Source organism: Glycomyces tritici, assembly GCF_030403505.1.
In genome coordinates, this window is record NZ_JAUEMJ010000003.1 from 797,700 (window position 1) to 809,300 (window position 11,601).

Annotated in this window: 9 protein-coding genes; 2 read left to right on the plus strand and 7 right to left on the minus strand. The window is 70.0% G+C overall.

All coding sequences use genetic code 11. From position 1 onward, the window contains the following. Positions 1–90: 90 nt before the first annotated feature. A complete protein-coding gene (locus QWI33_RS13965) occupies positions 91–789 on the minus strand; it encodes a hypothetical protein (RefSeq protein WP_289957752.1) in 699 nt (232 codons plus the stop codon). 191 nt (positions 790–980) lie between these two features. On the opposite strand from QWI33_RS13965, the gene QWI33_RS13970 reads away from it, so the two are divergent. Then, positions 981–2,426 (plus strand): aldehyde dehydrogenase family protein, encoded by a 1,446-nt coding sequence (locus tag QWI33_RS13970; RefSeq protein WP_353895456.1) that lies wholly within the window; start codon positions 981–983, stop codon positions 2,424–2,426. Positions 2,427–2,614: 188 nt separating this feature from the next. Then, entirely contained in the window at positions 2,615–3,598 is a 984-nt protein-coding gene (locus QWI33_RS13975; RefSeq protein ID WP_289957754.1) for a hypothetical protein, read from the plus strand. A gap of 222 nt (positions 3,599–3,820) precedes the next feature. On the opposite strand, the gene pstB is transcribed toward QWI33_RS13975, so the two are convergent. From pstB to QWI33_RS14005, 6 genes are all read right to left on the minus strand, one after another. Next, positions 3,821–4,681, minus strand: coding sequence for a phosphate ABC transporter ATP-binding protein PstB (gene pstB, locus QWI33_RS13980; protein WP_435367579.1), 861 nt, complete (start codon positions 4,679–4,681; stop codon positions 3,821–3,823). A gap of 175 nt (positions 4,682–4,856) precedes the next feature. Beyond that, entirely contained in the window at positions 4,857–5,708 is an 852-nt protein-coding gene (locus tag QWI33_RS13985; protein ID WP_289957755.1) for a DUF6042 family protein, read from the minus strand. Between the two features lie 177 nt (positions 5,709–5,885). Further along, positions 5,886–6,074 (minus strand): hypothetical protein, encoded by a 189-nt coding sequence (locus QWI33_RS13990; RefSeq protein ID WP_270116350.1) that lies wholly within the window; start codon positions 6,072–6,074, stop codon positions 5,886–5,888. A 135-nt stretch (positions 6,075–6,209) separates the two neighbouring features. After that, positions 6,210–8,000 carry an NHL domain-containing thioredoxin family protein gene (locus tag QWI33_RS13995; protein WP_353895457.1) on the minus strand — a complete coding sequence of 597 codons (1,791 nt, stop codon included), beginning with the start codon at positions 7,998–8,000 and terminating at the stop codon, positions 6,210–6,212. Between the two features lie 53 nt (positions 8,001–8,053). After that, complete coding sequence (locus QWI33_RS14000) at positions 8,054–9,601, minus strand: recombinase family protein (protein WP_289957757.1); 1,548 nt, start codon at positions 9,599–9,601, stop codon at positions 8,054–8,056. 121 nt (positions 9,602–9,722) lie between these two features. Further along, positions 9,723–11,267: a hypothetical protein gene (locus tag QWI33_RS14005; RefSeq protein WP_289957758.1), complete on the minus strand. Its 1,545-nt coding sequence runs from the start codon at positions 11,265–11,267 to the stop codon at positions 9,723–9,725. Positions 11,268–11,601: the final 334 nt, after the last annotated feature.

Genomic DNA, 11,601 nt, shown 5'->3' on the forward strand with positions numbered 1-11,601 from the left:
GTACCCGCGGCGGCCCCCCCCCAAAACCCACGTCACACCCGGGCGGCCCCCCCGGGGGGCCCCCCCGCCTCTTCGGCTGCTTGCGGGCGGTTACTGCTGCGGGGCCTGCGGCCACGGGTTCTGCTGGGTCCCCGGCGCGGGCTGGGGGGCCTGCGGCTGCACCGCGGGCTGCTGCCCGGTCGGGTAGCTCTGCGGGGCGGCGGGCTGCGCGGCGGCGGCCGAACCGGGGGTCATGACGGCACCGGCGGCGAACAGGGCGTAAGCGCCGACGAGGAAGAACGTGCCGATCCAGGCCGAAGGGTCGGAGGCGGAGTCGCCGTCCCCGAGCGCCAAGACCGTGAACAGGAGCTTCGCCAGGAAGATCGACGCACCGGCCACGGTGAGCGTCTTCCACAGCATCCGCAGCTTCTCACCGGTGAACAGCGTCAAAGCGAACGTGACGATGACGGCCACGAGGATCGAGAGGACCCCGCCGCCGAGCTCGTCGCGCACGAAGCCGGACAGCACCGTGCCGTCGCCGAACTCGTCCGAACCGCCCGAGCTCGTACCGGCGATGAGCCCGGCCAGGACCAGCGCACCCAGGCCCGAGAGGCCGAGGATCGCGGGCATGGACGGCACGCCGAGCTTGTCGAACAGCGACGGTGCCGGGGGAGCGTAGGCCGCGTACTGCTGCTGCTGCTGGTACTGCGCTTGCGGCGAGGCGTAGGGCGCCTGGGGGTACGCCTGCTGTTGGGGCTGGCCAGAGGTCGGCTGCTGCGGATACCCCGCACCTTGTTGCTGTTCACTCATGTCCTCATCATGCCTTGAGCGGGCAAATGGACGCACCCGGGTTGCGGGCGGTCGCACGGCGCGGCGGTGCCGGTCGCCGCGGGGTCCGACCCGGTTCGCGCCCTTTCCCTCTCGCGGCCCGCGGCGGTGCGATCCGGATTCGCGGGTCCCAACGGCAGCGCCGCACACGCTCGAACCCGTAGGCTGTACGCATGTCGCAACGTCTCCGTCCCGTTTCGCCTATCTGGGTGGCAGGCCGTCCGCAGCACGGCGAGGAGGAGTTCTTCGTCACCCACCCCTACGACGAGTCCCCTGTGGGCGCCACCTCGTGGGCGACCGCCGGGCAGGTGGAGGCCGCCGTGGCCGCCGCCTCCGGAGCCGCGCGCGAATGCGCGTCCCTGCCCGCGCACGTGCGGGCCGAGGCCCTCGAACACGTGCGCCGCCGCCTCGACGAGGAGGCCGAGACCTGCGCCGAGCTCATCACCGCCGAATCGGGCAAGCCGATCGCATGGGCGCGCGTCGAGGTCAAACGCGCGGTCTCCACCTTCCGGTGGGCCGCCGAAGAGGCCCGGCGGTTCGTCGGCGACGTGCAGCGGCTCGACACCGACGCCGCCTCCGACGGCCGCATGGCGCTCGTGCGGCGCTTCCCGCGCGGGCCCGTGCTCGGCATCTCCCCGTTCAACTTCCCGCTGAACCTCGTCGCGCACAAGGTCGCCCCGGCCATCGCCGCCGGCTGCCCGATCGTCCTCAAACCCGCCCCCGCCACCCCCCTCTCCGCACTCCACCTCGGCGCCCTGTTCTCCGAGACCGACCTGCCGCCCGCGATGCTCTCGGTCCTGCCGGTCCCCAACCACCGGGCCGACCAGCTCGTGGACGACCCGCGCCTGCCGGTCGTCTCGTTCACCGGCTCCGGGCCCGTCGGCAAGCAGATCCTGCGCCGCATCCCCGACAAGCACGTCACGCTCGAACTCGGCGGCAACGCCGCCGTCCTCGTATGCGCCGACTACCCGAAGCGGGACTGGGCGGCCGAGCGCATCGCGATGTTCGGGAACTACCAGGCCGGGCAGTCGTGCATCGCCGTGCAGCGCGTCTTCATCGAAGCGCCCGCCTACGCCGACATGGCCGCCCGCATCACCGAGCAGGTCAAGGCCCTGCCCTCGGGCGACCCGAACGACCCCTCCTGCAAGGTCGGGCCGCTCATCAACGCCGAAGCGGCCGAGCGGGTCCAGGCGTGGATCGCGGAGGCCGTCGACGAAGGCGCGAAGGTCCTGTGCGGCGGCACCCCGCGCGAAGGCTCGCTCCTGGAGCCCACCGTGCTCGCGAACGTGCGCGCCGACGCCAAGGTCCTGCGCGAGGAGGTGTTCGGGCCCGTGCTCGTGCTCGCCAGCGTCGACGACTTCGAAGCCGGCCTCAACGCCGTCAACGACTCGCGCTACGGCCTGCAGGCCGGCGTCTTCACCGAGAGCCTGCCGCAGGCGATGCTCGCCCACCGCACCCTCGACATGGGCGGCGTCGTCATCGGCGACGTGCCCTCGTTCCGGGCCGACCAGATGCCGTACGGCGGGGTCAAGGCCTCCGGTGTGGGCCGCGAGGGCGTTCGGTCGGCGATGGAGGACTACACGGTCGAACGCGTGCTCGTCCTTCCGGACACTCTTTGAGCCGCTGAATCGGGCGGCCGGGCACCGGCGGCCACCGCCGGGCCAGAAACCGCCGCGCGGTGCGTCACCTCGCACCGGTGACGCCCAGGTCCGATCGGCCCCAGGCCTCCCCGCTGAGCTGCGACATTCCTTACCCGCCGCCGACCCCGAATCGTCAGACGGTTGACAAGCCCCTATAGCGTGGCAACATGACTGTCCCTCCGAACTACGGCCCTCCCCCGGAGCAGCCGCAGACCCCCGGCTACGGATACCAGTCGCCTTACAGCGGCGGCCAGAACCCGTACGGCAGCCAGCCGCACCAGCCGTCCTACGGCTCCGGCGGACAGCAGCCGCCCTACGGCGGCGGGCAGCCTCCGTACGGCCAGGAGCCGGGCTCCCCCTACGGCGGGCCGGCCCTCCCGCCCGAGCCGCCGCAGCGGAACCTCGGGCTCATCGGCGGCATCATCGTCGGCGTCACCGTCCTCGTGCTCGGCGCCGTCCTCCTCGTCACCGTGAACCTCCAGGGCGACAAGAAGGACGACGACATCGCCGAAGGCGGCGAGGACACCTCCGCGTCCGCCACCGAGAACGACAACACGCCCGACGCGGACGCGACCACGCCCGCCGAGGAGACCGACTCCGAAGTCGGCCAGTGCCTCCCCTACGAGTCGGAAGTCGACGGCAGCGGCCTCGGACCGCTCGTCGCCTGCTCCGACACCACGGCGTTCTGGGAGATCACCGCCCAGTCCTACGACGTCGCCGACATCGCCGTGGACGACGAAGGCACCATCACCGACACCGCGCCGGTCTACGAGCTGTGCGGGGACGGCTGGGGCACCAACGTCCTCGGCCAGGCCTGGACGAAGTTCGACTACGTCTACTCCCCCGGCTCCCTCGACTCCCTCTACTGCCTCGAGGCCGTCGGCAACCCCGACCCTGAAGAGCCCGAGCACTTGCCGGTCATGCCCGACGTGGGCGACTGCTTCGACGACAGCTCCAGCTGGTGGTCCGTCGACTGCGGCTCCGGCCTCGCGCTCTACACGGTCGTCGACACGATCATGTTCGAGCCCGTCGCCGACATGAGCGACGAGGACGCCGAAGCGCAGGGCACCAACTGCGGCACCGACTGGTACTGGGAGATGATCGACGGCGAGGGCCGGACCTACGGCATCCTCTGCGGCAACGACGTCTAGCAACGGCGATGAGGAGCGGGGGGGGGGGGGGGGGCGCCCCCCCCCCCCCCCCCCCCCCGGGCGGGGGGGGGGGGGGCCCCCCCCCGCGCCCCCCCCGGGGCGGCCGATCGGCCGCCCCCGCTCCTCATCGCCTGCTGACCTGGATGCCTTCGACCCCATGGCCTTCGGACACGGGAACGGCGGCGCGAACCCCTCGATCGCGCCGCCGCAGGCACTCCCCGCTCAGCCGAAGCGGCCGGTGATGTAGTCCTCGGTGCGCGAGTCGGACGGGTTCGAGAACAGGCGCTGCGTGTCGTCGAACTCCACGAGGAAGCCGTAGCGCTCGCCCGCGTCGTCGACATCGGCCGAGAAGAACGCCGTCGAGTCGGAGACACGCGCAGCCTGCTGCATGTTGTGGGTGACGATCACGATCGTGTAGTCGCGCACCAGCTCGCTCATGAGCTCCTCGATGCGCGCGGTCGCGATCGGGTCGAGCGCCGAGCACGGCTCGTCCATGAGCAGGACCTCCGGCTGCACGGCGATCGCGCGGGCGATGCACAGGCGCTGCTGCTGCCCGCCCGAGAGCGCCAGGGCGCTCTTCTTGAGATTGTCCTTGACCTCGTCCCACAGCGCCGCGCCGCGGAGCGCCTGCTCGACGCGGTCGGCCAGGTTGTCCTTCATGCCGTTGATCCGCAGGCCATACGCCACGTTGTCGAAGATCGACTTCGGGAACGGGTTGGCCTTCTGGAACACCATGCCGATGTGGCGGCGCACCGCGATCGGGTCCACGCCCGAGGCGTAGATGTCCTGGCCGTGGAAGGAGATGCTCCCGGAGACCTTCGCTCCCGGGATGAGGTCGTTCATGCGGTTGATCGAGCGCAGCACCGTGGACTTGCCGCAGCCCGACGGGCCGATCATCGCGGTGATCTGGTTGCGCGCGACGGGCAGCGAGACACCGCGGACGGCGTGCGCCTTCCCGTAGTGGATGTCGACGCCCTTGATGTCGATGACCGTCTCGGTCTGCGTGGGGGTGCCAATGCGGCCCTGCGGGGCAAGGCCCGCGAGGGGGGCCTTGGCGCGGGTACCAGTTTCGTTCACGCTCACGCGAACTCCAATCACCGAATGTCAACCGCCGTTAACGTGTCCTGCCCTCATGGAACGCCATGGAGGTGCACAACGGTGAACGTGAAGGTGAACTGGGAGTGAATGCAGTGCGGTCCCGGTCGCAACCGTCCAGACGCCGTTCAAACGGGGCGCCCGAACGCCCTGTTCGTCCGGATCAGGCGTGCTCGGGCGGCAGCAGCTCGTCGTTCGGGTACCCGCCCAGCAGGTCGTCTGAGGCGGTGAGCGTGAACTCCTCCGCGACCCCGACCTGGCCGATGTCGACCGAACCGGCCACGTCCCCGTCCTCGGCCAGCTCCATGAGCATCCCGCGGACCACCGGGGCCGGGACGCCCGCGTCCTCGGCGAGCGCCGCCAGGCTCACCTGCACGGTGGCCGACTTCGCGCCGCCGGGCAGCGTGAAGCGCCCCTCATCGTCGAACTCGTAGTCGATCCCGCCCACCCGGCGGATCGCGATCGCGGTGAGTTCCTCAAGATCCCCGCGCTGGTCGGCAGCCTCCTCGATGGCCTCGACCTTGTCGAACGCGAGCACGTCGAACGGGTTGATGTACAGCAGCGGCGCGACGTACAGCTTCCCTTCGCGCATCTCGGAGCGGTACAGGCCCAGGGCGAGCAGGAACTCCAGGAGGTCGCGCACGGTGTGCGGCACGGGCAGGCCGGCCCGGCGGCAGTGGGTGGTGAAGGTATCGATGCGCTCGCTGCGCTCGGCGGTGGCCCGGTCGTACTCCTCGCGGGCCTCCTTCTCGATGACCTCCTGGGACGCGCCCAGGTGGTGCTCGGAGGCCTCGGCGATCCAGTCGTCGACGTCGCCCGGGTCGCACCAGACGGGTTCGTTCCAGATGTCGTCCTCGGGGAAGGCGTCGGCCCACCAGCTCGCCGGGAACGGGTTCACGGAGGGGACAGTGCGGAACAACTCGATGCTGCACGGCATGATGCGGATCCACGCGGGGTGCATCGGTGCTTGGACGGGGCCGGTCTCGTCGCCGAAGGGCCTGTCGAAAGATTCCACCCATCGACGGTATCAGCGAGGTGCGACGCGGCCGCGCCGCTGGGGCGCGACTTCGCTTTCAGCGTACTGGCGCGGAGGGGCCGTCCCGACGCGGTGATTCCAGGAGTCGCTCAGTGCCCGTTGCGTGCCCGATTGCGACGCTCCCGCGGGAGTGCGACGGCGCCGGGACGGCCCTCGCTAGCCGTTGAGGCGGGTGAGGTCCGGCTCGAAGTCGGCGAGGCTGCCGGCGTACTCGGGGGTGAGGTACTCGAGGGTGCGGACCTGCTGCTCCAGCAGCTTGCCCACGGTGACGATCTGATCGGCGGCGTTGAGCACCAGCCAGTGCTCGTACTCGTAGTAGCGTTCTTCCACCGGCGCCAAGGTCACAGCGGTTCCTCCCTGATAGGACGTGCATCGAGTGCGATCCGAACAACGTAATCCGCACTGAGCGAAGCACGGATTCATGACACGCGACCGGCAGGCGAAATACCTGCTGCCGCAGCAGATCACACCCGTTCGAGACTAGGCGCGGAGCACCAGGCGCAGTGCCCTGACGCCGTCCTCGGCGATCGATACGGGGACGCCCCAGTCCTGGCGGGTGAGGTGGCACGCCGGGTGCTCGGCCTCGGCGTCGCAGGTCGCGGCCTGGGCGACGACCTGCAGGACGCCCTGCCCGATGCCGTCCGCGAGCACGAGGTCGCGGCCCAGCTCCTCGCCCTTGCCCGCGCCCGAGGCGAGGAGCTGGGGCGGGTCGGCCGAGACGGTGACCTGGATCGGGGAGCCGTAGGTGTAGTCGAGCTTCTGGCCCGCGGCCGGCTCGAAGAGCACTTCGAGGCGCAGCGCGCCGGGCGCGACCTTGGTGCGCTTGCGCGTGACCCGGTGGTGCCGCCCCGAGACGGCCGCTTCGCCGAGGTCGGGGACGGTGAGGCGGTGCGCGGCCGACTCGACCACGACCACCTTGCCGTCCAGGACGATCACGTCGCTGGGCTCGGCGAGGTCGGCGGCGAGGGTGGAGACGGTCGTGGTCTGCGGGTCGAAGGCGCGGAGCGCGCCGTTGTAGGTGTCGGCGACGGCGATGCGCCCGTCCGGGAGCACGGCGAGGCCGAGCGGGTGCTGCATGAGGGCGTCCGCGGCGGGGCCGTCGACGTGCCCGAAGTCGAAGAGCCCCTGGCCGACCGCGGTGTGCATGACGCCGTGCTCGACGTAGCGGAGCGCGGAGGTCTCGGAGTCGACGAGCCAGAGCCGGTCGTCGGTGGCGGCGAGGCCGGAGGGCTGGGCCATCCAGACCTGGTCCAGCGGGCCGTCCTTGAGGCTCTCGACGGTGGTGCCGGCGTAGACGCCCGCGGTGCGGGCGAGCGGGTCGAAGTACCAGAGCTGGTGGATGCCTGCCATGGCGACGACCAGCTTGTCCTCGAACCAGGCGAGGTCCCAGGGGGAGGAGAGGTCGACGTCGAGGGCGGCCGTGGTGCCGTTGTCCATGCGCCACTGCTTCCCGGTCCCGGCGACGGTGGCGACCGCGCCGTCGGCGAGGCGGACGCCGCGCAGGAGGTGGTTCACGGTGTCGGCGACGACGAGGTCGTAGCCGACCTCGGCCGCGACCGCGGCGGGCAGGAGCGCGAGGCCCTGCGGTTCGTTGAACTGCGGTTCGAGGCCGTCGGCGCTGCCGCGGGTGCCGGTGCCGATCACGCCGACGACGGTCTTGAGGTCCGGCGCGAGGCGGACGAGGCGGTGGCGGGCGGAGTCGCTGACGAGGACGTCGCCGCCGGGCAGCTCGATCGCCTTGCCGGGGAAGCGGAGTGTGGTCTCGGCGGGCGGGGCGGCGACGTACAGCGATTCGGTGGTGTCGAGTGATCCATCGGCAATGTGCTCGGCCACCAGGTCGCCCACGATCGCATCAAGCGCTTCGAAATGTCCCTCGCCGGCCATCGTTGCGACCACGTACCCAGCTGGATCGATCACCACCAGCGTCGGCCACGCTCGTGCAGCGAACGCATCCCATGTGGTCAGGTTCGGATCGTCGAGGACGGGGTGCTCGACGCCGTAGCGCTCGACGGCCGCAGCGAGGGCCTGCGGGTCGCGCTCGTGCTCGAACTTCGGGGAGTGGACGCCGATGATGACCAGCGCGTCGCCGTACTTCTCCTCGAGCGGGCGGAGTTCGTCGAGGACGTGGAGGCAGTTGATGCAGCAAAAGGTCCAGAAATCAACGATGGTGACACGGCCTCGGAGGTCAGCCAGGGAGAGGTTCCGGCCACCAGTGTTCAACCAAGAGCGACCTCGCAACTCGGCGGCGCGGACTCGAGCAGGCTTCGTCATGACTTCAAGGCTGCCACTGCCGAGGCGGGCGGCCCAGTAGATCGAGAACTCCATCACGTCAAAGGCGCAGCCGCGGCGCCTGCCGCCGCCCATGCAATCGACACTCTCGAATCACCATCGAACCTGACTCCGACTCGCCCTGGTTGCACCTCCACTTGATCGACGAGCAGCTTGAGCAGGTCTCTGCGTTCCTCCATCGCCTTGGCACCCTCGGCCATCTGCAACAGCGTCTCTTTCGGGCGTAGCGGTCGACACATCGGCGGCAGAGAAGCACGCTCCGCCGCCTCTCGGAGCTGATCGAGCCGCTCGCCCTGCCTGCGGGCAATCTGCGTGTAGCGGTCGAGACCGTCTTCGCCTTCGAACTCACCCCGTAGGTATCTGGCCTCTTCAAGGTCGGATCTTCGATTCTCGAGTGCCGAAATCTCTTCTGCAATCACGTCGCGCTTCTTAAAGAGCTCAGGGTGGCTTCGTCTGGCCATCCGCTCGAGAACGATTTCCATCAACGGGTCTCCGGGCCGGAGTTCGGCCACACGGTGCCTGACCGTGGCCTCGACGTAGTGGTCGAAGCTCTTGACCTGCACGGAGACGCCACCGCAGTCACGGCCCATTCGATGCCGGGAGCATTGATACGAAGTACCGGCTTTGCTCATCCGAGACCCGCACCGGCCGCACCGGGCAAGGCCTGTCAACAGAGCGGGACTACGGTTCTCCACCTTCCGGCTGCCTGCGAACGAAAGAGTCCGGCTCTCGATCTTCTGAAGAATGAGCTCACGCTCCTCGACCCCGATGACGCCCTCGCCGATGTGCACAGGCATCAAGGTCACCGGGTCGATGTAGGGATGGACACGATGTCCGTACTTCCGGGTTCCGTCTGCCGATACAGCCATCTCGGTCTGCGGCATGATTCCTGCGAACGCGGGCGACCTCAGCAGTTGGAGGATCGTCGAGGAGTTCCACTCCCCACCCCTCGGCGATTCGACGCCATGCGTATTGAGCAGCCGTGCGATCTCAACCAAGGTCGATCCGGCCAGTGCCTCGTCGGCTATCAGGCGGGCGTAGACAGCGGTCTCTGCATCGGGCACAAGCCTTCTCGTCTCCGGGTCTACCTTGAGCCCGTACGGAGGTCGGCCTCCGATCCATTTTCCCGCCCCCCGGAGATGCCGTTTGGCGCTTTCGACACGCATGCTCGTGTTCTCGGACTCCGCACGTGCGAGATCCGCCAGCAGCGCCATTGCGTCCCTTGCCGATTTCTCTGCTGTGTCAAGGTGGTCCATCACCGAAATGAAACGTGCACCCGCCTTCTGGAACTCAGTCAGGTGCATGGAGACCTCAGCGATTCCACGCCGGGACAACCTGTCGAGCTTCCAGACGACGAGAGCATCGACTACACCCGCAGTGACAGCTGTGACCGCGTCCGAAAATCCGCTGCGACGCACCGGCTTGAAAGCGGAGCGTCCGCGATCTACGTGCACCTTTCGTACAGCAAAGCCGTTCTGAGCAGCCCATTCTCGGCAATCTGCCTCCTGATGCTCGATACCCGAGTGTCCTTCTCGATCAGACGAGACCCGGAGGTACAGATCGGCTACATTGCGCGCTGTCATCCTTCAACGCTAGCCAGCATCCTTCACCTGAGCATCACTCAATAGTGTTGAGTACGAGCAACTTGAACGCAAAGCAAGGGGGCGACGCGTTTGCGCCGCCCCCTTGGTGCAGTTCTAACTGTTAGGACGCTTCGTCGGTCGGCTCGCCGCCGCCCTCGCCTTCGGCGGGGGCGCCGAGGAGGCTGAGGCAGTAGACGTCCTTGTCGACGGTGAGGGTCTCGCGGCCCGCGTCGGCGCATTCCTGGCCGTCGCTGACCTTCTGCACGATCTCGTAGTCCTCGCCTTCCACGGCGTCGGCGCATTCGATCGGCTCGGCCTGGTCGCCGCTCGTGTGGCGGACGCAGCCGCCCTCCTCGAACTTCGGCGGAGCGAGCACCAGGAAGTACACGGCCGCGGCGGCACCGGCCAGAACCAGCACGGCGACGATCGCCAGCACCGGGGCCAACCAGCGCTTCTTCTTGCCCGGCTCAGACGGGGGCGGCTGCTGGCCGTACCCCGGCGGCACCGAACCCGGCGGCATGCCCGGTTGCGAGTACTGGCCGCCCGGCTGCGACTGCTGGTTCGGGTCGTAGCCCCCGCCCATCGCGGGCGGCGGCTCGCTGTATGGGTTGTGCGCGCCGATGATGAGCTTCTGCGTGTCGTCCGACTGCGTCGGCGGCTGCGGAGCGGCCGGCGGCGGGGCCTGGTAGGCCGACTGCGGCTGCGCGTACGGGTTGGCCGGAGGAGGCGGCGGCGGGGGCGGCACCGCGCCGGGCTGCTGCTGGTACGGGTTCGGCGCGGGGGCCTGCGCGTTGTTCGGGTCGGTCAGCGGGTTCGGCGGCGGCGACGGCCACGCCGAGGAGGGCGACTGCGACTGCGCGGCCTGCTCGCCGTACGGCGCGGGGGCGTTGAAGCCCGAGGCGCCCTGGGGCGGCAGCACCTGCGTGCGCTCCTCGTACGGGTCCGCGGCCGGAGCGGGCGGGGCCGCAGGGGAGGACGGCTGCGACGGGCCCAGGCGCAGGATCTGCGTGCCGTCGTCGTCGAACTGCGGTGCCGACGGGGCCGCCTGCGCCGCAGGCGGTTCCGGGGTGGAGGGGGCGACCTGCTCGGGCCGGTTGTCCGCGGCGGGAGCGGCCGGGATGTCGATGCTGATCGAGCTCGAGGTCGGGATGGCCTGGGTGGCGCCGTCGTCGACGGACGGGGCTGCAGGAGCCGCCTGCGGCGCCTCGGGTTCCGGAGCGGGAGCTTCGACCGGGGCCGGGACTTCGGCGGCCGGAGCGGGGGTCTCGGCGGGAGCCGGGACGTCGGCGGCGGGGGCGGCCGGGATCTCGGCGTCCGCCAGCGCGGACGACGGCATGGCCTCGGTGGCGCCGTCGTCGACCGACGGTGCGGCGGGGGCCTCCGGTGCGGCGGGAGCTTCGGGAGCGGCGGGCTCGGCCTGCGGCACTTCGGGTTCGGCGGCGGGGGCCGCCGGAGTCTCGGCGGGAGCGGTGGTCTCCTCGGCCTGGGGCGCGGTCTCGGCCGCGCGCTCGTCGGCAGCGGGGCTCTCGGGCGCGGTGCCCGCGGTGTCGCCGGGAGTCACCGGCCCGGGGGTCGCGGCGGCGTCGGTCTCGGGGACCGGTCCGGCGGCGTTCTGGTCTTCGCTGCCCTCGCCCTTTTCAGGCGGGTTGCCTTGCTCGGAGGTCACGGCTGCTCCTCAATGCTGCTTCCGGCCTGGCGTCTTGGGGGCACGCCAGACGCGTCACACGGTACCGCAGCGGCGCTCGCAGTCACTCGACAGGGTTACTGAGCGGGCGCGAGTGGGCGGGGCGGAAGCGGGCCTCGCGAAAGGACGGCCGCAAGGGGGGCTGGGGATTGGAGGGCGCAAAGAAAGGCCGGGTGCCAGCGATTGCCCACCCCTCATGGATGCACATTGAGGCAACTACCTGGTTATACAGGAATACCCCGTGGAACGTATCCACGGGGTATCCAGACGACGTTCAATCAGAAGTCGTCGTCGGTGATGAACTCGTCCATCTGAT

What these genes read in the sequence shown, in the direction of transcription:
- QWI33_RS13965 (WP_289957752.1), bottom strand. Translation starts at nt 789, where the DNA reads ATGAGTGAACAGCAACAAGGTGCGGGGTATCCGCAGCAGCCGACCTCT.
- QWI33_RS13970 (WP_353895456.1), top strand. Translation starts at nt 981, where the DNA reads ATGTCGCAACGTCTCCGTCCCGTTTCGCCTATCTGGGTGGCAGGCCGT.
- QWI33_RS13975 (WP_289957754.1), top strand. Translation starts at nt 2,615, where the DNA reads ATGACTGTCCCTCCGAACTACGGCCCTCCCCCGGAGCAGCCGCAGACC.
- QWI33_RS13995 (WP_353895457.1), bottom strand. Translation starts at nt 8,000, where the DNA reads ATGACGAAGCCTGCTCGAGTCCGCGCCGCCGAGTTGCGAGGTCGCTCT.
- QWI33_RS14000 (WP_289957757.1), bottom strand. Translation starts at nt 9,601, where the DNA reads ATGACAGCGCGCAATGTAGCCGATCTGTACCTCCGGGTCTCGTCTGAT.